The organism is Echinicola strongylocentroti (assembly GCF_003260975.1).
Taxonomy (GTDB): Bacteria; Bacteroidota; Bacteroidia; order Cytophagales; family Cyclobacteriaceae; genus Echinicola; species Echinicola strongylocentroti.
Map to the genome: position 1 here is coordinate 483894 of NZ_CP030041.1, position 19651 is coordinate 503544.

At 44.0% G+C, this 19651-nt stretch carries 22 protein-coding genes; 15 read left to right on the plus strand and 7 right to left on the minus strand.

Features of this window, described 5'->3' with window-relative positions:
• Positions 1–104: 104 nt before the first annotated feature.
• From DN752_RS01825 to DN752_RS01850, 7 genes are all read right to left on the minus strand, one after another.
• On the minus strand, positions 105–953 hold the full coding sequence (locus DN752_RS01825; protein ID WP_112782393.1) for an HAEPLYID family protein: 849 nt from the start codon (positions 951–953) through the stop codon (positions 105–107).
• A 57-nt stretch (positions 954–1010) separates the two neighbouring features.
• Positions 1011–1352 carry a hypothetical protein gene (locus DN752_RS01830; RefSeq protein WP_112782394.1) on the minus strand — a complete coding sequence of 114 codons (342 nt, stop codon included), beginning with the start codon at positions 1350–1352 and terminating at the stop codon, positions 1011–1013.
• 130 nt (positions 1353–1482) lie between these two features.
• Positions 1483–2439 (minus strand): GNAT family N-acetyltransferase, encoded by a 957-nt coding sequence (locus DN752_RS01835; protein ID WP_112782395.1) that lies wholly within the window; start codon positions 2437–2439, stop codon positions 1483–1485.
• Between the two features lie 8 nt (positions 2440–2447).
• Positions 2448–3275, minus strand: a complete 828-nt coding sequence (locus tag DN752_RS01840; protein WP_112782396.1) for a 1-acyl-sn-glycerol-3-phosphate acyltransferase — start codon at positions 3273–3275, stop codon at positions 2448–2450.
• A 195-nt stretch (positions 3276–3470) separates the two neighbouring features.
• Positions 3471–4292, minus strand: a complete 822-nt coding sequence (locus DN752_RS01845) for a DUF4249 family protein (protein WP_112786391.1) — start codon at positions 4290–4292, stop codon at positions 3471–3473.
• 4 nt (positions 4293–4296) lie between these two features.
• Positions 4297–4911, minus strand: a complete 615-nt coding sequence (locus DN752_RS24830) for a hypothetical protein (protein WP_245949422.1) — start codon at positions 4909–4911, stop codon at positions 4297–4299.
• On the minus strand, positions 4875–6692 hold the full coding sequence (locus DN752_RS01850; protein WP_245949423.1) for a TonB-dependent receptor: 1818 nt from the start codon (positions 6690–6692) through the stop codon (positions 4875–4877). Before DN752_RS01850 ends, DN752_RS24830 begins: the two co-directional genes overlap by 37 nt.
• A gap of 420 nt (positions 6693–7112) precedes the next feature.
• On the opposite strand from DN752_RS01850, the gene DN752_RS01860 reads away from it, so the two are divergent.
• The 15 genes from DN752_RS01860 to DN752_RS01930 all read left to right on the plus strand — a co-directional run bounded on the left by DN752_RS01860 (position 7113) and on the right by DN752_RS01930 (position 19647).
• Positions 7113–8078 carry a VWA domain-containing protein gene (locus DN752_RS01860; protein ID WP_112782398.1) on the plus strand — a complete coding sequence of 322 codons (966 nt, stop codon included), beginning with the start codon at positions 7113–7115 and terminating at the stop codon, positions 8076–8078.
• 25 nt (positions 8079–8103) lie between these two features.
• Positions 8104–8751, plus strand: coding sequence for a hypothetical protein (locus DN752_RS01865; RefSeq protein WP_112782399.1), 648 nt, complete (start codon positions 8104–8106; stop codon positions 8749–8751).
• Positions 8741–9412, plus strand: coding sequence for a hypothetical protein (locus DN752_RS01870; protein WP_245949424.1), 672 nt, complete (start codon positions 8741–8743; stop codon positions 9410–9412). Before DN752_RS01865 ends, DN752_RS01870 begins: the two co-directional genes overlap by 11 nt.
• Positions 9413–9622: 210 nt before the next feature.
• A complete protein-coding gene (locus tag DN752_RS01875; RefSeq protein WP_112782401.1) occupies positions 9623–10804 on the plus strand; it encodes an acetyl-CoA C-acyltransferase in 1182 nt (393 codons plus the stop codon).
• Positions 10805–11039: 235 nt separating this feature from the next.
• The gene (locus DN752_RS01880; RefSeq protein WP_112782402.1) at positions 11040–12344 is read left to right on the plus strand and encodes a toxin-antitoxin system YwqK family antitoxin; all 1305 of its coding nucleotides are present in this window, start codon (positions 11040–11042) and stop codon (positions 12342–12344) included.
• A gap of 127 nt (positions 12345–12471) precedes the next feature.
• A complete protein-coding gene (locus tag DN752_RS01885) occupies positions 12472–13407 on the plus strand; it encodes a phosphoribosylaminoimidazolesuccinocarboxamide synthase (RefSeq protein ID WP_112782403.1) in 936 nt (311 codons plus the stop codon).
• A gap of 57 nt (positions 13408–13464) precedes the next feature.
• Entirely contained in the window at positions 13465–13848 is a 384-nt protein-coding gene (locus tag DN752_RS01890; protein ID WP_112782404.1) for an STAS domain-containing protein, read from the plus strand.
• Between the two features lie 2 nt (positions 13849–13850).
• A complete protein-coding gene (locus DN752_RS01895) occupies positions 13851–14762 on the plus strand; it encodes a ribonuclease Z (RefSeq protein ID WP_112782405.1) in 912 nt (303 codons plus the stop codon).
• Between the two features lie 3 nt (positions 14763–14765).
• Positions 14766–15566 carry a queuosine precursor transporter gene (locus DN752_RS01900; protein ID WP_112782406.1) on the plus strand — a complete coding sequence of 267 codons (801 nt, stop codon included), beginning with the start codon at positions 14766–14768 and terminating at the stop codon, positions 15564–15566.
• A 192-nt stretch (positions 15567–15758) separates the two neighbouring features.
• Positions 15759–16163 carry a hypothetical protein gene (locus DN752_RS01905; RefSeq protein WP_112782407.1) on the plus strand — a complete coding sequence of 135 codons (405 nt, stop codon included), beginning with the start codon at positions 15759–15761 and terminating at the stop codon, positions 16161–16163.
• A gap of 41 nt (positions 16164–16204) precedes the next feature.
• Positions 16205–17041 (plus strand): hypothetical protein, encoded by an 837-nt coding sequence (locus tag DN752_RS01910; protein ID WP_162633077.1) that lies wholly within the window; start codon positions 16205–16207, stop codon positions 17039–17041.
• A 113-nt stretch (positions 17042–17154) separates the two neighbouring features.
• Positions 17155–17397 carry a type II toxin-antitoxin system ParD family antitoxin gene (locus DN752_RS01915; RefSeq protein ID WP_112782409.1) on the plus strand — a complete coding sequence of 81 codons (243 nt, stop codon included), beginning with the start codon at positions 17155–17157 and terminating at the stop codon, positions 17395–17397.
• Positions 17394–17696 (plus strand): type II toxin-antitoxin system RelE/ParE family toxin, encoded by a 303-nt coding sequence (locus tag DN752_RS01920; RefSeq protein ID WP_112782410.1) that lies wholly within the window; start codon positions 17394–17396, stop codon positions 17694–17696. The genes DN752_RS01915 and DN752_RS01920 overlap by 4 nt, the downstream gene beginning before the upstream one ends.
• Positions 17697–18214: 518 nt before the next feature.
• The gene (locus DN752_RS01925) at positions 18215–19018 is read left to right on the plus strand and encodes a helix-turn-helix domain-containing protein (protein ID WP_112782411.1); all 804 of its coding nucleotides are present in this window, start codon (positions 18215–18217) and stop codon (positions 19016–19018) included.
• An 83-nt stretch (positions 19019–19101) separates the two neighbouring features.
• On the plus strand, positions 19102–19647 hold the full coding sequence (locus DN752_RS01930) for a cupin domain-containing protein (RefSeq protein WP_112782412.1): 546 nt from the start codon (positions 19102–19104) through the stop codon (positions 19645–19647).
• Positions 19648–19651 lie beyond the last annotated feature (4 nt).

Below are 19651 nucleotides of genomic sequence, written 5' to 3' on the forward strand. Positions count from 1 at the left end.
CATTTAAAATTACTTCGTGACAAAAAAACCACCTCACCATGACGATCTCCACTCGAAGGTGGGAAACAGAAATAATGAGGCAGCTTTATAGATTAAAAGAAACGTCAGTGTGATGGCTCCCATATCAACCGGACAAATGAACTGAACCTTTCATTTTCCCTTTGGACGGGAATTCCTGCCACAATGCCCACCAGTAAATTATCCGCGACTCCCACACGCATCTGAGGCCTCAATGTCATATCAAAATCCCCATGATCAATCACCTGATCACATTCTATACCTATAAAATTCTTCGTGCCAGGTATCATATAATGAAAGCTGGGGTTAATGGCATAAGAAGTGTGTGTTTGGTGAAACTCAAAATCACGCTCAATGATAGGGCCCGTATAGATTAAGGAGTGAAAATTACTTCCCCATCGCTTGGCAATAATGTAAAATGGATTGAAACCATTGCCAATTATAAGTGGCTTCCCAAAACTCCCAAAGTCAGCCAGCTGAAACTCATTGATATAGCCAATGGCCATAGAGGTGCCCATGTCCTTGTTTACAAAAAAGGTCCATTGGGCTGCTACCTTAAGGCTGTTCAGACGGTTTGCAGGAACTTCCGTTTTGGGGGTTCCTCCCAAGGGCGAATAAAAGGTAAATGGCAATTCCACTTCCAGCCCCAAACGGTCAATGGGCGCCCATTCGTATTCAATCAGGGCTTCGTAGGAATCAAAACGGGCATTGTCGGTCAATCCCAAACCAAGGTTCCATTCTTTTTCTCCTTTTCTTGCCCCAAGGTCTCTGATCAAATCAATATAAAGTGGCTCCGCATGGAATACTTTATCGGGGACATTTGCTTCTTTGGAATTTATAAACAAACTGTCTTCAGTAGAATCAGTCAATTGGGCATAGCAATGCTTGGATGCCGATGCAAATAGCAGCAGCACCACTGAAATTTTTAAATTCATTGGATTAACTTTTGGTCGATTAAAATATCGGGGCAAATAAGCCCTGGAATTACAGCGCTAAAAAAACAAGTACCCCTTAGGGGGAGGGCCTTCCAATTGACCAAAGCCTCGAACAAGGGCCTTGGAGATATAAAAACTTCTTCTTCGAATTAGTTCTAAAAACGGCTCAACCAACGCATTGCTTTGCTCGAAAACCACAAACACACTTAAATCAAATGTGCTGCCTTCATCATCTGTATCAGGGTCATCATATTCCGCAAAAACACCTTCAAACCCTAATATCGTTTCCATTATCAACTCCACAATACTTTCCTGGTCATTGATCGTCAGATCTTCTGGCATATAAAAAGGTCGCAAATCAGGAGCATCCGCACTGATATTAAAAAGGTACAATGCCATAATACCCCAAAGCCACTTATACGTACGGTTATTTCTAATTTGACAGATCAATGAGGATATTGTTTCATCATGGACTATATAACATCATACTAAAATAAACGCTGGATGGATACGCTCATTTTCTACAGTCCTACTCTTCTACTTTTTTATCGTAAAACTTATCCCTTTCGAATGTCTCGATATGTCGGTGTTTTTTACTGTCATAGATATCGGCAAGTGTGATCATGATCCCTGTCTCTTCCACGGCGCCAAATTCATTGTTCATCGCCGTTCCAAAAGTCTTCATCGTTGGCGAGAGGTTCATGTAGGTATTGATCAGTGGTGGGATATTTTCACCTAATGCGCGTACTTTGGTGTTCAGCTCCTTATAGCCCTCTTTATAATCCAACCCATCAAAAAGCCCTTCAAACTTGGACACATCTGTTTTGTAAGAAAGTGGATTTAGTGGCTCCACTAGGTGCTCATTGTCAGGGAAATAATAATTCATAAAATAAAGCAGTAAGTCCCGTGCTTCAGCATTGAAATGAGGATACATGGTCACCTTGCCAAAGAGGTATTTTACCTCGGGATGAAGGGCCACCACGGCTCCCAGACCGTCCCAGAGATTGTCCAAGGAAAATATCCCTTTGCGGTTATCTTTTCTGGGCTGGTATTTTGGCTGCACAAAAGAACGTCCCAGCTCAATGGTACACGGCAAGTAATCAGACTTAAACTTCTCGGTAAATTTAAACAAATGTGCCGTGGAAAGATTGACCTCTCCATGACTGTTTAGCCCTGCCTTGTTACAGTCGATCAGCCGATAACCAGCAATGATCTCCTCTTCCACCGGATTCCAAGCCACCAGTTGCTCGTAGCAATTTTCACAGGTATCATTCTCATCGATATCCAATGGCAGCCCAGTACCACCTCCTGCTCCCCTGAAAGTCAGTTCTCGGAGCCTTCCGATTTCCCTCATGATATTGGGGGAGTTATGGTGGTTGACCAAGTATACCTGGTTGTCCCCATTATTGGTGTGGCGTAGAAAACGCTCAGGCGTCAACTCTTTTTTTAAAAGTTCCCTATCTACAGGCGCTATGATCTCTTGCATAAAAACGGTTAACTTTCTGTGGCTAAGGAATAAACTATTGCTTTCACTTCCTCGGCCCAGTCTTTTTCACTTTTTGTATCATCAAAATACTTGTAAGAAATTGGTTTTCCTACATGTATGGTCACTTTTTTGTTCTTTTGGCCAAACATCTCGTCTCCCAAATACATCATTTCAATATTCGCTTTGACACCAATTTTTTTTCTTAGCCGAGCCAAATTATAAAAAAAAGGAGAGTTTCTCCCATCAATATACACTGGCACGACGTCCTTTTGGTACTTTTTTGCCTTGGCAATAAAACTCTTCTTCCATTCCAAGTCACTGATGCCATGTTTTTGCTTCCGGGAAACCAAGCCTGCAGGAAACACCAATATAGCCTTGTCACCAGCATAGGTTTCCTCGATCAGCCTAGCCGCTTTTCTGCCGTGGCTCCCATGCTTGTTTACAGGGACAAACAAGGGGTCAAAATTCTTTATATTCGTCAAAATATCATTGACCAGAAACCGTATATCCTGACGGTATCTCCCAATAGCGTGTATAAAGGCTATCCCATCAAAACCGCCCATTGGATGATTTGAAGCAAAGATCACCGGCTCGGTTTTCGGGATATGTTCAGCTCCCTTAAGCACAATATCCACCCCAAAATCTTCGATGAGCACATGCACAAAGTCCATCCCGTAAAGATGGCCATAGTCCGCCATCATCCTGTTTATCTCATCTTCATGGGTGATTTTCCGGATATAGTTGAGCACAAACCCGGGAATCCATTTCAGCAAGGCAGGATTCTTCTCCCGGATCACCTCCTTGATTTCAATAAATTTTTCTTTCGACTCCTCCAATGACCGATTTATTTAGGTAATATGCCCCCCTACTGCAGCACATGTGCACATTAATAGTTTGATTAACAGTATCATGCTGCCGACCGGGTGTTTTCGGCGATTAATTCCAAGACTGTACAAACAGCTTGAAAGGCTAAAAATACAAAAAAATTTATAAAGCAACCGCTAAATCCGCCAGCGTCATCTCCACTTATTCTACTCAATGGTCACTGACTCCGTCAAAACCGGCGCAACCAAAAAGTACCCCAGCACAGGCATGTCACCTTCCACTAGCTCAAAATTACTTGGTGGATTTTGGGGAGGTGGGCTGAACAGGCCTCCATCATTATACATCAATTCCACAATGCCTTCCATATAATTGTAGGCACTTTCATTGAGTCGATAAAGGGCAATCCTCGCCTCATCTCCCTCTTGGTATGGAATGGTCTCTATCTCAAAACCATCCTCCAATGCTGCCGTACCAAACGTATCGTCAAACAACAAATAATCATTTCTTGAAACCAATAAGGTATCATTTCTTACGGCTTTTACCCGGTAATAATTATTTTCATCAAAAGAAATCTTGCCATGTAGGGTAAGGTAATAGCCAGCTGGTCTTAGCAGTCTTTTTTCTTTGTAGCGATAGCTTATACTGTCCAGTTTTGGGGCTTCCAACAGTACACCGGATGAGCGATAGTGATTTCCTTTGATGTGGACGTGGAGAGTATAGTGCTGGGCTTCAAGGCCACGTTGATTATAGACAGGCAAGTAAGACAAGGTCTGTTCAGAGTATTCAAATTCAATCCGGTGATTGCGTTCCTCATGGACGATGTACACCTCTGCATTGGTAACGGGACGGTAGGACGCCGAATCATAGTAGGTTTTGCTCATGGATATTTTTACTTGGTTTAGGTTACTGTTATCGGTCCAGGAAGCCTCGATCACTGGGTAGTTTTCACTTTCCCTCAACTCCAAGACAACTTCTTCCTGACATGAAAAAAGCACTATCATCAACCCAAGTAGTAATGTATATCTCATGGTATCAAAATTCAAAATTATAAGAAATGGAAGGCAGGAAGGTAAACAGGTAGGTCATCACCACTCCAGGCCTCCTGGAATATATCGGCTCACCCGAAGAGGATTCATAATGGATATCATTGTTCACGATATCTTTAAACTGATAGGAATAGGGATTTTTCCTGCCATAGACATTATACACACTGAAGTTCCAGCTTCCTCGCCAATTCTTCCCTTTGTCTTTGTTTTTCCAAGTCACGGCCACATCCATCCTGTGATAGTCCGGAAATCGATCTTCATTTCTCCGTATATCGTATAGCGGCATTTCCTGGTTGTCCATAGAATAGGTACCTACGGGAAAGCTTACCGCTTGGCCTGTGGAATAGACGAAGGTCATATTGGCGGTAAGCCGCTCATTAAACTCGTGCTGCACTACGAGGGATACATCATGTGGCCGATCATACCGTGGATTATAGGCCCTTCCCTCACTGATTCCTGCTATCTGCCTGTACGTCCTCGAATAGGTGTATCCCAGCCAGCCAGTGGTGCTGCCCACGTTTTTCTTCAGCAATAATTCGGCCCCGTAAGACCAGCCTCGCCCCTCTAGGACTTCCGTCTCCAGATGATCCGTGAACAGCACATCTGCCCCTGCTTCACATCGATGATGCGGTCATACTCTTTATAATACCCCTCCACAGAAAACTCCCAATCCCCTTCGTTCACAGTCTTGTACACCCCTGCCGAATACTGGTCGGCCATAATAGGGTGAATGTATTCATTGGCCAATGCCCAACGATCTATTGGTAGTCCAGCAGAGCTGTTGGAAGCCACCTGCAGGTATTGAAAATTGCGGTTATAGGCACTTTTAAAGGACAGGTCCTTGGTGATTTTGTACCTTAGGGCAATGCGGGGCTCTTTCCCTTGGTAAAACGCCATCGGACGCAACCTATCGTAATAGACCGTGTCAATGATGGCGGCATTATCCTGCGCCGGACCTTCATTGTAGATGTATTCTGCGCCCTTGCCGATCTGGGCGTACATGCTCCACCGAAGCCCTCCTTCCACCTTCAGTTTGGGAGAAATGTCCAACTCTCCGGAAACGAAAAAATCCTGCTGCACAGCATTCCCAGGATGGGTGGTGATAGGCGTTATCTGGCTTTCTGGACTGGTGGTCATATCCACCGGTGAAAAATGATAATACCGACTGTGAGCCCCTACTTCAAAAACCGCCTTGTCACTTGGTGCTAATGTAAAAAACCAACGAAGCCCTCCTTCAGAAATCAGGTTACTCCAGCTGAAGCCATTGTCATCATCCATTATATCTATTTGATAGTCATACTGGGAATAATACCCGTTGACATTCAGAAAGGTCTTTTCACTGAAAGTCTTGTCCCACAAAATGGAATTGACCCAGTTTTTCCACCCAAAACCAAACATGTCACCCGCTTGTAAGTAATCTTGCCCATAGTAACTGGAAATGGCTATTTTGTCCCGATCGGATGGACGAAAGGTCATCTTGGCTCCCAAATCATAGAAATACAATTGGTTGCTATTGATCTCTTCGTTATTGGACAGCTTGAGAAAAAGGTCGGCATAGGTCCGTCTGCCCGTGACCACAAAGGAAGACTTTTCGGAAAAAAGCGGGCCGTCCACCGTGATTTTAGAACTGATATTTCCAATTCCGCCAGATCCGTGAATCCTGTCGGTACGCCCATCTTTCATGGAAATGTCCACAACAGACGAGAGCCTTCCCCCAAAGGTCGCAGGAATATTCCCCTTGTACAGATCCACCTGATCCAATGCATCAGGATTAAAGACAGAGAAAAAACCAAAGAAATGGGACGGGTTGTAGACCGGTGCCCCGTCCAGCTGAATGAGGTTTTGATCCGAAGATCCACCACGGACAAATAACCCCGTGGTTCCCTCTCCTGCCGTTTGGATTCCTGGCAGGAGCTGCAGCCCCCGGAGTACGTCCACTTCGCCAAACAAACTAGGAATAGACTTTAGTGTTGCTACGGGGACTATATTACGTCCCATGTCCACACTTTGAGTAATGACCTCTTCACTCTGTCCCTCGACCACGACTTCCTCCAGACCAGCCGCAGTGGGGTTTAAGCTTACGTTCACCACTTCATCCAAGTGCCGATGATCAATGTGAATTCTCACCGTTTCATACCCCAAATACTTCACGACCAAGGTATCCGGCAAGGAGACTACAGGCAGTTCAAACTCCCCTACCTCATCACTGGTAACTCCCTTGGCTGCTGCTGATTTCCAATAAACAGATGCGCCCACCAGTGTTTCCCCGCTGTCTTTATCCAAGACCACTCCTTGGAGGCTAGTTGATACCTGCCCATTTGCCAGCTGTGGGCATCCCAGTGCGGTCATTACCATTATCCAGAAGGATATAAGCTTTTTCATGTGTTATAATATGCTCACTATCATTGGAGCGTCTCTTAATTTTAGGTGAACATGATGAGCAATTTGCTTGCCTAATGTTGATCGCATTCATTAAGGTAAATAAAATTATGGGAATTGTTCCGTTCGCCATGGTTAGCTTTATCTCTTTCCTCTTAATCCTAGATTTTGCCCTTCGACACGCTCAGTACAGGAACCGGGAACAGAAAGGGCACCTGAGCGAAGCCAAAGGCCACCCACGGCTACGCCATTCTTGCCAGCACTGGAGCAGAGAAGCAGCACAACCCAATTACGGTACTTTTTCTCAAGTCTCACTACTTAATACTCCACCTTTCAGCTTCCGATAATTTCAGCCTTTAGTAAAGTGTGCGATAATTTATCCGCTGTTCTTTCGTTTTGAATTAAAATTCCTAATTTCAAGGCATGATTTGGGCATATCCTGACTTAACATTAATTGGTATCTTGGCCGCCGTTTTTGGCGTGCTGTATAGTATTTACCTTATACGCTTCTGGCGTATCAATAAAAGGCTGAAGGTCAAAAAGCATCGACTGTTGATGAAAATGGGGCTGCGCATTGCCTACTTTTTGCTTTTCCTCGTAGCGCTGGCTGGTCCATCCGTGGGCAATGCCACCAAAGAGATCAAGCAAGAGGGCAAAGACCTGTTTATCGCCATCGACCTTTCACAGTCCATGAATGCAACAGACATCAGTCCTTCGCGGCTTCAGCGGGTGAAATACGAACTTAAAAACCTGATCAAGAATTTCAGCTCCGACCGTATTGGGCTGATCATTTTCAGTTCGGAGGCTTTTATCCAGTGTCCACTGACATTTGACCAAAACGTCCTTCAGCTGCACCTTGACGGATTGCACTCGCAGCTAGTCCCTAATTTTGGTACGGATATCGGAGCGCCACTGGCACTGGCTGTCAAAAAATTCAGCACTGACGAAAACCAAGACCCCAAATCCAAATCCATCGTACTGATCAGTGATGGGGAAAACTTTGGGGACAACCTGAACAGCACCCTTGGCCAGCTGAAGGAACAGGGAATCAAAGTCTTTAGTCTCGGAATAGGTACCGAGGCAGGCAGCACCATCCCCAAAGGCAATGGAGTGATCATGGACGAGTCCACCAATTCCCCTGCCGTCAGCAAGCTAAGCACCAATACCTTAAAAAGAATTGCCAGTGAAACCAATGGTCAATATTTTGAGATCAGTGATGATGTACAGGAAATCCCCCAGCTGATCACTTCCATCGAAAAACTGGAGGGTGCCGTCACAGGTTCCAGAACAGTAGAAGCCTCCGCCAATAAGTACTTCTACTTCCTTCTGGCCGCACTCGGCTTGGCCATCTTGGATATGATCTTGCCACTTCGTACCATAAGCATGTAATCTGAAAATGCCCTAAAGAGGAATTATGAACAAGATATTTCTGGCTACCTTACTATTGATCCCATCTTCCTGGACACAGATTTCGGAGAGAAACAAGGCCATTGACTTAGCAGCAGAAAAATACGCCACGGCCGAATACGAGGAATCCGTACGCCAGCACCTCGCGCTGCTGAACGAACATGGCATCACTTCGTCTGAAGCTAATTTTGACTTGGCCCTGAGCTATCAGCTGAATGGACAGGAAGAAGACGCCAAGAAAAAATACCTGGAACTGGCCGGTGCGCCCAAAACCAATATCGCTTCCTCCGCCTCCAACCAAAACGGTGTGCTCCTAGGCAGGGAAAAGAAATACGAAGAAGCCCTTGCCGCCTTCAAAACAGCACTGATCAAAGATCCCGCCAATGAGATAGCCCGTTATAATTATGAACTGCTGGCACGATGGCTAGACAAAAACCAAGATGAACAAGAGCAGGAAAACCAGGACGACAACAAGCAAGAACCATCCAACTACGCCAAAAGGATGAAAGCGGAAGCAGATAAGCTAGTAGAGCAGTTTAAGTTTAACGAAGCCCTTGACGTGATGGGCAAAGCATTGGAGATCGATGAAACTGTTTCTCACTATCAGGAGTTTATAAAGAACCTAGGAGATATCAATGAAATCAATGAAAATTAACATACCGTCCTTTCTGGGCCTTTTTGCCGTGATGTGGGCAGTGACCTTTTCCGCATCCGCCCAAACGGCCGACACCTATTTTAACCAAGCAGCAAAAAACTATGTCAATGCTGATTACCCTGGCGTTGGCCAAACCTTGGCCGAAGGCTTGCAGAAATTCCCTGACGATCCCAAACTGAATGCTCTTAAAGAAAAACTCAAAGACGAGCAAGAAAAGCAGGACCAAGAGCAAAAGGAGCAACAAGATCAACAGGACCAGCAGCAACAAGAGCAGCAAAAACAAAACGAGGACCAGCAACAGCAAGGAGACGAAAACCAGCAGCAGGAAGATCAGGGGCAGCAGGAAAAGGAATCCAAAGACGGTCAAGGTGAAGAGCAAACCGAAGAAGATGGCGCCCAAGAATCCGATAAAATGGATGAAAAACGGGGAGAAAAGTCCAACCAGCAAGAACCATCCGATGAATCTTCCGATATGGAAAGTGACCTGAGCGAACGCGAAAAAGCCATGGAAGAACTGCGGCAAAAACTGCAGCAAATGAACATTTCGCCAGAACAAGCCCAACAAATCCTGGATGCCATGGACAATGCCGAGATGCGCTATATCCAACAGACCAAAAAGAAAGCCAGCAAACGGCCTGATAAGAATTTGCCTGATTGGTGAGATAGGAGTCTTTAGTCCGGAGTTTTGAGTATGCCGTTTCTCTTGCAGGAGAAGTCAGGTGGGGTGCTGAGTCCTCGTCATAGCCAACTAACACATAACAACTCTCGGGAAACAAAAGCTGAAATGGAAACATGAAACCCATCATTGTACCAATAAACTTTCAGCCTTGCAACTTTCAAACATTTTAACCTTAACAACCCATAAACCCAAATGAAAGAAGTATATATCATCTCAGCAGTAAGGACTCCCTTGGGGAGTTTTGGAGGTAAGCTCTCAAGTCTCACCGCAGTGGAACTGGGGAGCCAAGCTATCAAAGGCGCAATGGAGCGGGCACAGGTCACATCGGACCAAGTCGAGGAAGTGATCATGGGAAATGTCCTGTCCGCAAACTTGGGACAAGCCCCCGCTCGACAAGCAGCCATTGGTGCAGGCATCGGTCATCATGTCCCCTGCACCACCGTCAACAAGGTCTGTGCATCGGGAATGAAATCCGTTATGTTTGCGGCCCAATCCATCATGACCGGCCAGAGTGACGTCATCGTAGTTGGGGGCATGGAAAGCATGTCCAACGTCCCCTATTATATCCCCAAAGCCCGATTTGGCTATAAATTTGGCAACGGGGAGTTCATCGATGGCCTCGCCAAAGACGGCCTGCATGAAGTGTATTATAACTTCCCCATGGGCAACTGTGCCGATAATACCGCAAAAGAACTGAACATTAGCCGTGAGGCTCAAGATGAATATGCCATCCAGTCCTACCAACGTGCTGCCGAAGCATGGAAAGGAAATGTCTTCAAGGACGAAGTAATTCCCGTCTCTTACAAAGGGCGAAAGGGCGAAACCATCACCGTGGACGAAGACGAAGAATATAAAAATGTCATTTTCGAAAAAATACCGTCACTACGACCCGTCTTTGATAAAGAAGGCACCGTAACCGCTGCGAATGCGTCCACCATGAATGATGGCGCATCAGCGCTGGTACTGGTGAGCAAGGAAAAAGCAACAGCACTTGGGCTAAAACCCATCGCTAAAATCCTCGGCTTTGCCGATGCGGCTACTGACCCGATCTGGTTTACCACCGCTCCGGCACTGGCTATCCCCAAAGCCCTCAACAATGCCAATATAAAGTCAGAAGAGGTGGATTACTACGAAATCAATGAAGCCTTCTCAGCAGTGGCCTTGGCCAACCAACATCAATTAAAAATCGACAATGACCGGCTCAATGTCTTTGGAGGGGCTGTAGCACTGGGCCATCCACTGGGTGCTTCAGGGGCAAGAATCGTGGCTACTTTGACCTCAGTGCTTCAACAAAAAGCGGGCAAAATAGGCGTAGCCGGTATCTGTAACGGTGGCGGTGGCGCATCGGCCATGGTCATCGAAAGTCTAAAGTAAACACCGTTACGGCAAACCCTGTCTAGCTGCCAAATAGAACCGAAAGCTAAAGTGAAGCGGCTGATTTTGTCCGCAGCGGGTCTGACTGCAATACCTGTGGCCGTGGCGTAGATAGGCTAATGCATATTCCGGGTTTAATAGCGATTTCCCCTAAGTAGATAGTATGTACCCTACTCGTCAAAACAATAGCCAACTACTCAATTAATACTAGCACTTGACCGTTTCTCAAAACGACATGTTTTTAAAACCCGCATCCATCCTCTTTCTTCTGTTGCTATGCCATTACAGCAAAGCCCAGGACACTGTACGAACGTATTATGATGAGAAGAAATCGATATTAATGGAAGTCTATCCCACCCAAAATGAAAGGATAAACGGAAGGTACCAGCGGTATTTTGAAGATGGATCACTTCAGCTTCAGGGAGATTTTGTCATGGGCAAAAGAGAAGGTCTATTTGTTCATTTCTATCCAGAAAGTAACGATACACTCAAGACCGTTGGCTATCAAGATGGCCTCAGGCAAGGTCCCGCATTGTCCTTTGATGAAAAGGGCAACCTGATCCAGAAAGTGGAATTCCAGAATGACCGGATGGAAGGAACATTGGAAAGTTATTTTCCTGAAGGGGCCTTAAAAATGAAGGGAACCTTCACCAATAGCCAACCTCATGGTAAGCATACCGTCTATTATCCTGACGGAACCGTCCGCTCAGCATCCACTTATGAAGAAGGTATGCTGGAAGGCTCCTTGAAAAGCTATTATGAAAGTGGCCAGCTACAGTCTGAAGAGCACTACTCTGCAGGGCAGCTGGACGGAAAAGTCACTGCTTACTATCCCAACGGACAATTAAAAGAGCAATCGGTTTATGAAGAGGGTGTCCAGGACGGCGTTTTTACGGGCTATTTTGAAAATGGACAAATCGCCAAAAAGGGCACCTATAAAAATGGCCGGCCAAATGGGCTTTTCAAAACATTCCATCTCTCAGGAACTACCAAAGAGATCATTGAGTACAAAAAGGGAAAACCAATAGACAAACAACTGCTGTACTATCCATCAGGAAAAAAATCCGAAGTCATCTCCTATGACCGTGATGGGGTCAAACAACAACATACTTTTTACCATGAAAACGGCCAAGTCCAAAAGAGGGTTCAGCTGGTTGGAGGTCTTCCCCAGGGCCAAGTCGTTAGCTATGATATAAACGGCAACAAGCAAGAGGTAATTCCGTATCAAAACGGAAAATGGAATGGTCATTACAGACGTTTTGATGAAACAGGGAACTTGATATTGGAACAGGGCTTCAAAAATGGAAAACAACACGGAGAAGAAAAAACCTACTACCCCAATGGCCAACTCAAGACATTGACGACTTATGATTTTGGTTGGAAGCATGGCCCTTACCAATCACAGAGCCCTACAGGGGATATTCTGGTAGAAGGAAGTTTTTGGTTCAATAAAAAATCATCTGTATGGAAGTACTATGATAAAAAAGGAACCCACATAAAAACAGAAAATTATGATAAAAAGGGTAAATTAGTTGAATAATTTTTCATCAATTGAAAGGTTAAAATCAGCCTAACTCCTATTTTTGCTATTTAAAATTTATACGTTAACCTTAGGCAGCATCCGGTAGAAAATATCAGGCAGTTGCCCCAAAGCAAGTGACAGCATCATGAATACGGCCATTAAAGAAACCCAATTTGAATTCCCGAATCAAACAGGTTTTTACAAAGGAAAAGTCCGGGATGTCTACATGTTTGAGGACAAGATCGCAGTAGTCGCCTCCGACAGGATCTCCGCGTTTGATGTGGTACTCCCACTGCCCATTCCTTTTAAAGGTCAGGTGCTCAACCAAATAGCGGCCAAGTTCTTGGCGGCCACAGCAGATATCGTCCCCAACTGGGTGATCTCTACTCCTGATCCCAATGTCACCATCGGTAAAAAATGTGAGCCTTTTAAGGTAGAAATGGTCATCAGGGGATACCTCGCCGGACACGCCTGGCGTGAATACCGAGAGGGAAAAAGGAGCATTTGTGGTGTCAGCCTTCCAGAAGGATTGAAGGAAAACGACAAACTCCCAGAGCCTATCATCACACCTACCACCAAGGCAGATGAAGGGCATGATGAAGACATCAGCAGGGAAGATATCCTGGCAAATGGTATTGTCAGTGCAGAAGATTATGCCATCCTCGAAAAATACACTAGGGCGCTCTTCTTGAGAGGAACCGAAATGGCCGCCGACAAAGGCCTGATCCTGGTAGATACCAAATACGAATTTGGGAAATACAACGGTGAGATCTTGCTGATCGATGAAATACATACGCCAGACTCCAGTCGCTACTTTTATGCAGCAGGCTATGAGGAAAACCAAGAAGCCAACCAGCCCCAAAAACAACTCTCCAAGGAGTTTGTAAGACAATGGCTGATCGCCAATAACTTCCAGGGCAAGGACGGACAGAGCGTCCCTAATATGCCCAATAAAATTGTAAATGATATTTCCGACCGTTATATTGAGCTTTATGAGAAAATCACCGGTGAGGAATTTGATAAAGCCGACAACACCAATATGATGGAAAGGATAAAGAAATCCATCGAAGAAATCATTTAACTTCCCTAATCCCCAAACACAATGGCCTGAAAACGGCCAAAATAAAACCCATTAAAAATGAAGTACGCAGTAGATAAAAAAGAACAATACGTAATATTCACCTTGCAGGAAGAGAAGTTGGACTCTCCGCTTTCTCCTGAACTGAAGTCAGAGCTGTTGACGGTACATGCAGAAGGATACAGCAACCTGATCTTGGACATGAGCCACGTAAAATATGCCGACTCCAGTGGACTGAGTGCACTATTGGTAGGCCACCGTGCCTTCAGTGAAGATGGCGGTATCTTCGTCATCTCCTCTCCTCAAGACCATGTCACCAAGCTTATCAAAATATCCATGCTCGACAAGGTCCTTAATGTAGCTGATTCCATTGAAAATGCGGCTGACAAGATCTTCATGCATGAGATCGACGGAAACAAGGAAGAGGAAGAAGAGGAAAACTAAGCTTGGAATTTTCGGTTACCATTTTAGGCTCCAACTCTGCTGTCCCTGCCCATAACAGGAACCAGACATCCCAGATCGTCACCCTTGGTAGTAAATTACTGATGGTCGACTGTGGAGAAGCCACCCAAATCCAGTTACAGCGCTACAAAATCAGGTCGTTTAAGATCGACCATATCTTTATATCGCATTTGCATGGAGATCACTACCTCGGACTGATGGGCGTGATCTCCACTTTTCACCTCAACAAACGCAAGACTCCCCTCACCATCTACGGCCCCCGTGGACTGGATGAGATCATCACCACCCAGCTTAAGTACGGCAATACCAAATTGAACTATCCACTTCATTTTGTCCGGACAGACCCGGACGAGAAGCAACTGTTGGTAGATACCAAAAAGTTCATGGTGTATAGCTTTCCGCTAAAGCACCGCTTGCCATGTACGGGATTTCTGATCGTGGAAAAACCCGGTCTTCGCCACCTCATCAAAGAAAAACTCCAAGAACAGCCACTGAGCATCCCTGCGATCAATGTTCTCAAACACGGCAAGGATTTTATGGATAAAGACGGTAATGTATTTACCGTCGAGGAATTTACCAGTCCCCCAGACCCTATCCGCAAATATGCCTTCTGCTCTGATACGATCTTTGATGAAACACTCGTAACTTACCTGAAGGAAGCGGACCTGCTGTACCATGAATCCACCTTTATGGAATCGGAATGTGAAAGGGCTGCGGAAACCTATCATTGTACGGCCAGTCAAGCGGCCACCATTGCCAAAAAAGCCAATGTCAAACAGTTGCTGCTGGGGCATTATTCCACACGGTACGTTGAGCTGGAACCTTTGCTGGAGGAAGCAAGCAGCGTTTTTGACCGCTGTCAGCTCAGTATCGAAGGAGAAACGTATCACCTCTAGCCTATGTCCAACACCGCCGACCAAAACTTCCAAAACAAAAAGACTACCCTGTTCATCGTCCTTAGCGGGATCTTCCTGACCAACGCTATCCTCGCCGAGCTCATTGGGGTCAAAATATTTTCCGGTGAGGCCACTTTGGGGCTGGAGCCTGCCAACTGGACGTTTTTTGGGGATTATGTACTGGACTTTAACCTTACCGCTGGCGCGGTGATCTGGCCGGTGGTCTTTATCACCACGGACATCATCAATGAGTATTTTGGCAAAAAAGGAGTACGCAAAATCAGTTTCCTCACGGCGGGCTTTATTGCTTATGCATTTATTTTCATTGTCATCGTTACCGCCTTGCCTCCGGCAGCATTCTGGCTGGATGTCAACAGCACCGATCCCAATGGCAACCCGTTCAACATAGAATATGCCTTTGATGTCATCTTCCGGCAAGGTTTGGGAATCATCATCGGCTCCTTGACTGCATTCTTGTTGGGGCAGCTGATTGACGTGTTTATCTTCCAAAAACTCCGCAAAATCACCGGTGCCAAAATGATCTGGCTACGTGCCACCGGCTCCACCTTGGTCTCCCAGCTGATCGACTCTTTCGTGGTACTGGGCATCGCTTTTTATGTCTTTGGCAACTGGTCCATCGAGCAGCTGATCTCCGTGGGCATCATCAACTACATTTACAAATTTACCGTCGCCATCATCCTCACGCCCCTACTCTACCTCGGACACAATATCATCGACAACTACCTCGGCAAAGAATACGCCGAACGAATGGCTGAAGAAGCCGCTGGGAACACTTCTTTTTGAGGTATGTCGTCGCTCGTATTGATTCTATTTGATATATAGCACGCATTTGAAATGCGGGCTTCTGAGATAGGCATTTGCAATGCAACTCCTAAACCAACTGAGTAAGGGGGATTTTGATTTGGCTTGTTATAAAACCGATTCAATACACACCTTCTAAACAAACAAAAAAATCAGATTAGCGTAACTATTATCATGAGAAGCTTCATCCTATTATCATTTTTGATTTCATTGGCTCACTTTTCTTGGGCCCAGCAGGAAAAGACAATTCCTGAAGATAACAACAAAATCCCCAGGTCCAATATCATTTGTAGAGTAACCGTTTCACTTCAGCCCACAGACCATTTTCTGGCAGACAGTATTCCCAAAACAGACTTTTATGAGAAAATGGTCACAGAAATCGATGAAACGCTTAACATCAATGGGAAAACGAACACCGTACCGTTAATTATAATCGATGGTGTACCTTCTAACATCGCAGATCTAAACAAGTATACGGAAACAGAAATTGGACAGTACCAAATACTATCCCACCCAAGTAGTACAGCAATCTTCGGAAGCAGAGGAGACGACGGCGTGGTCTTGATCAAAACAAAATAAGAATGATGGAATTTTATTTTATTATCCTCTATATTACTAACATGAAATCTATAGCCACACTTTTCATTATTTTCATCCTCCTTTTTGGCTGTAGATCTGCTCCCCGTAAACTCCCACAACTGATCCAAGAAAAGGAAAACCTCTGTAAAACTACATTTACTGAACAGCAAGAACGGCAATTGCGCAAAGAATTGGGCGGCCTTGAAGCTTACTTTATACGTAAAGGACTGCTGAAGGACAGTACAGGAGCAAGTTATCGTGCGGTATATAAAAAAATTGCCCGTCAAGGTGACCTTTACTTTAAGATTGACACCTCCTTTCAACTATTGGACAGCTTGGACTGGATAGTGACCAGTCATTGCTTTTACCAAGTTTTTACTTCAGAAGAACTATCACAAATCCGTCCACGACACTACCGCGCTGCCAAAAAAATCAATGCCGCTTCCCAAAAGGCCCCTACTCCTGGAAAAACAGCCAAGCAAATTCTGCATCAGCTCAAGAAGGAAGATTTTGGCTTTGCCTATTATAAAACCTCTTCCCTTGTTCTCTTTTACCAAATTGCCTGGCCATATTCGGACGAACATATCGAGCCTCTCGTTTATCCCTCCGGTCTTGAAACCATGGTAATCCAGCTGAACAAAAACAGTCAAATCACCATCGACCACGCCATAATGGACATGGGTGATGTCCGACAAAAAGTGTATAATTTCCTTAAAACCCATCCCGAAACCAAAGGTATTGAAATCAGCTCTAACAGAAACACAAGCTATAAAAGCTATCTCCAAGTAAAGGAGGTGGTGAAGGAGGTCTATGCAGAACTGTCCACTACAATGGGGCGTCCACTACCTAAATATATTATCATTCATGAACCGAAATAACCAGCTTGCTAAGGTTAATCGCTAAACCATGCAACAACTCCTAGCCGTGACCGTTTTGTGCAATTTGGCTGCAATACCAATATTTGGTATATTCGAGTAAAATCATAGTCAAAATGGGAAAAAACACATCAATATCACTCGGAAATCATTTTGAGGAGTTTATCAGAGAAGAAGTAAATTCTGGTAGGTATGGTTCAGTTAGCGAAGTTATTCGTTCCGCATTACGTTTGTTAGAACGTGAAGAAAAAAAGGAAAGAGAATTGATTAAAGCTCTCGAAGTTGGAGAAAATAGCGGGTTTGTTGAAGATTTCGATCCAAAACAGAATCTGGCTGAATTACATCGTCGACACTTATGAGTAAAAACAAGTATCGAATAAGTAAACAAGCGATTGAAGATTTAAATTATATTTGGGTTTATACTTTTCACAATTGGTCTAAAGAACAGGCAGATAGGTACTACGACTTAATAATCGGAGAGATTGAATTTATAGCGGACAACTATTTGAGTGGAAAATCCGCGGATCAAACTCGAAAAAATTATCGAGTGACAAATATCAAGTCACATTTGATTTTTTACAGAAAAGTGGAAAATGAGATTGTTGAAATCACTAGAATTTTACATCAAAGAATGGACATTAAAAAACAACTGAAATAAAAACACAGTGAACAACAACCAAACTTTCGTTACGTGCGAAGAACAAACAATGAATGTGATACACACGTAACCGGTGAGGTTCTTAAGGGGATTAAGTTGGGAATTTGTAGGGGCTGGAGGTTGGAAAAATCAAAATTGCAGAATCCCGTCCCGATAATACTTTTTCTTTAGAGAATCATTTTGACACGGAGCAACTACTTCCCCACACAAGGAAGCCCGATAGGGACAATCACAGACTTTTTGCCATGACCAAAGACCTTCATTTTTACTTGGGAACCACACAGAAAAACCATTACGTTTCGCACAATCCCTTTATGATTATTGGAACTTTTCATCCGAAAATTGAGACTCAAATGAAGCTGTTCTAATACCGACGCTTCACAGCCATACTCGGACGGAAGAAGAGATCACGACAAAATCCGCTATTCTATTCCCGCCAAACCTCTCCTTTTAGGTTTTTGTTGATTAAATTTAGAAATACTAAACGCAGCTTTAGCGGCCGTGGGAAATAATATGGAATGAAACCGGATTCTGTTCACATAACGCAAATAATTAAAGGAAATACTTTAAAGCAACATGTGGATGATTTTGCTGTTTGTTGGATCAAAAACGAGGTATCTGGAATTGAAATAGACCATGTTTTATATAAAAAAGTCTCAAATTCCATTTTTTTTCTTCATCCCAAAACACACTGGAAGATTCTGAAAAAAGACGGTACCACTTCTTCTGGTTATGTTTTGTACTTAACTAGTGAGGTGCTAAACAATCCTATATTAAGTAACCTCCATATTAATAAAGTAAGACTTTTCAATTCGGGAGAAATCCCATTATTTAAATTAAGTCCAGGAATAGAAAAAAGAACACAGGCTATTCTGGAAATGATCGATGAGCTTTTAGGGTCACACCTTGACCATAAGGATGATGCTATACTTTCACTATTGAACACATTTTTTATCTACTGCGACGGACAATGCAATATTAAATCCGTTGTTTCGAACAGTAACTCCAGAACAAATATCGTCTATAAATTCAAAAGGCTTGTCGATAAGCATATATATGAATATCACGAAGTAGCTGAGTATGCAGACCTACTTAACCTTTCTCCAAAACACCTAAATGATTGTGTAAAAGAAGTACTGGGGGTAAGCTCAAAAAGTATCATCATCGAACAATTACTTATGAGATCTCGGCACGCATTGAAATTTTCAAACATGACCATAAAGGAAATCAGCTTTGAATTAGGTTTTACGTCCCCTGACTATTTTAGCTACTTTTTCAAAACCCACACTGGCATCACGCCCTCAGCGCTAAGAAAAAGTTAACTGTTCCCAAAATCCATGGATTTACGGTGATTTTCACATTGCCACACTACCATTATCAACATAAATTGTAGAAAAAATAAATCATGGACAGAAAAAAATTCATACAAACCTCTGGACTTGGATTAGGCTTGGCTATCATCCCTGGAATGATAAAAAGCCAATCAGGCCACCCAAAAAGAAATCTCACAGTCAACACAAAATCTAAAATAGTTAAAGATGCTGACGGTGATGTTTTGAACGTAATCGGTGATATCCAAACCCACAAACTAGTTGGTAGCGATACAGGAAACCAAATCGTTGAATGGATGGATAATGTTGATCCGGGTGTTGGAATTCCTCCACATATTCACACCAAAGAAGATGAGATATTCAGGATCATAAAGGGGCAAATTGAAATAATGATCGATGGCAAAACCACTGTTTTAAAAGAAGGCGACATCGCTTTTGCCCCAAAAGGAATAGCACACTCGTGGAAAGTGGTCGGAACAGAAAAAGCTAAAATGATCACTTCAGCTTTCCCCGCTGGCATAGAGCACATGTTCAAGGAATTAGCAGCTCTTTCTGCTGGCCCCCCAGATTTTGAAAAAATAGCTGAAATTTGCGGGAAACATGGTGTTAACTTTGTCTAAAGGC

What these genes read in the sequence shown, in the direction of transcription:
- DN752_RS01920 (WP_112782410.1), top strand. Translation starts at nt 17,394, where the DNA reads ATGAGTAAAAACAAGTATCGAATAAGTAAACAAGCGATTGAAGATTTA.
- DN752_RS01850 (WP_245949423.1), bottom strand. Translation starts at nt 6,692, where the DNA reads ATGAAAAAGCTTATATCCTTCTGGATAATGGTAATGACCGCACTGGGA.
- DN752_RS01905 (WP_112782407.1), top strand. Translation starts at nt 15,759, where the DNA reads ATGAGAAGCTTCATCCTATTATCATTTTTGATTTCATTGGCTCACTTT.
- DN752_RS01875 (WP_112782401.1), top strand. Translation starts at nt 9,623, where the DNA reads ATGAAAGAAGTATATATCATCTCAGCAGTAAGGACTCCCTTGGGGAGT.
- DN752_RS01900 (WP_112782406.1), top strand. Translation starts at nt 14,766, where the DNA reads ATGTCCAACACCGCCGACCAAAACTTCCAAAACAAAAAGACTACCCTG.
- DN752_RS01890 (WP_112782404.1), top strand. Translation starts at nt 13,465, where the DNA reads ATGAAGTACGCAGTAGATAAAAAAGAACAATACGTAATATTCACCTTG.
- DN752_RS01845 (WP_112786391.1), bottom strand. Translation starts at nt 4,292, where the DNA reads ATGAGATATACATTACTACTTGGGTTGATGATAGTGCTTTTTTCATGT.
- DN752_RS01925 (WP_112782411.1), top strand. Translation starts at nt 18,215, where the DNA reads ATGAAACCGGATTCTGTTCACATAACGCAAATAATTAAAGGAAATACT.
- DN752_RS01865 (WP_112782399.1), top strand. Translation starts at nt 8,104, where the DNA reads ATGAACAAGATATTTCTGGCTACCTTACTATTGATCCCATCTTCCTGG.
- DN752_RS01830 (WP_112782394.1), bottom strand. Translation starts at nt 1,352, where the DNA reads ATGGCATTGTACCTTTTTAATATCAGTGCGGATGCTCCTGATTTGCGA.
- DN752_RS01870 (WP_245949424.1), top strand. Translation starts at nt 8,741, where the DNA reads ATGAAAATTAACATACCGTCCTTTCTGGGCCTTTTTGCCGTGATGTGG.
- DN752_RS01880 (WP_112782402.1), top strand. Translation starts at nt 11,040, where the DNA reads ATGTTTTTAAAACCCGCATCCATCCTCTTTCTTCTGTTGCTATGCCAT.
- DN752_RS01885 (WP_112782403.1), top strand. Translation starts at nt 12,472, where the DNA reads ATGAATACGGCCATTAAAGAAACCCAATTTGAATTCCCGAATCAAACA.
- DN752_RS01910 (WP_162633077.1), top strand. Translation starts at nt 16,205, where the DNA reads ATGAAATCTATAGCCACACTTTTCATTATTTTCATCCTCCTTTTTGGC.
- DN752_RS01915 (WP_112782409.1), top strand. Translation starts at nt 17,155, where the DNA reads ATGGGAAAAAACACATCAATATCACTCGGAAATCATTTTGAGGAGTTT.
- DN752_RS01825 (WP_112782393.1), bottom strand. Translation starts at nt 953, where the DNA reads ATGAATTTAAAAATTTCAGTGGTGCTGCTGCTATTTGCATCGGCATCC.
- DN752_RS01835 (WP_112782395.1), bottom strand. Translation starts at nt 2,439, where the DNA reads ATGCAAGAGATCATAGCGCCTGTAGATAGGGAACTTTTAAAAAAAGAG.
- DN752_RS01860 (WP_112782398.1), top strand. Translation starts at nt 7,113, where the DNA reads ATGATTTGGGCATATCCTGACTTAACATTAATTGGTATCTTGGCCGCC.
- DN752_RS01930 (WP_112782412.1), top strand. Translation starts at nt 19,102, where the DNA reads ATGGACAGAAAAAAATTCATACAAACCTCTGGACTTGGATTAGGCTTG.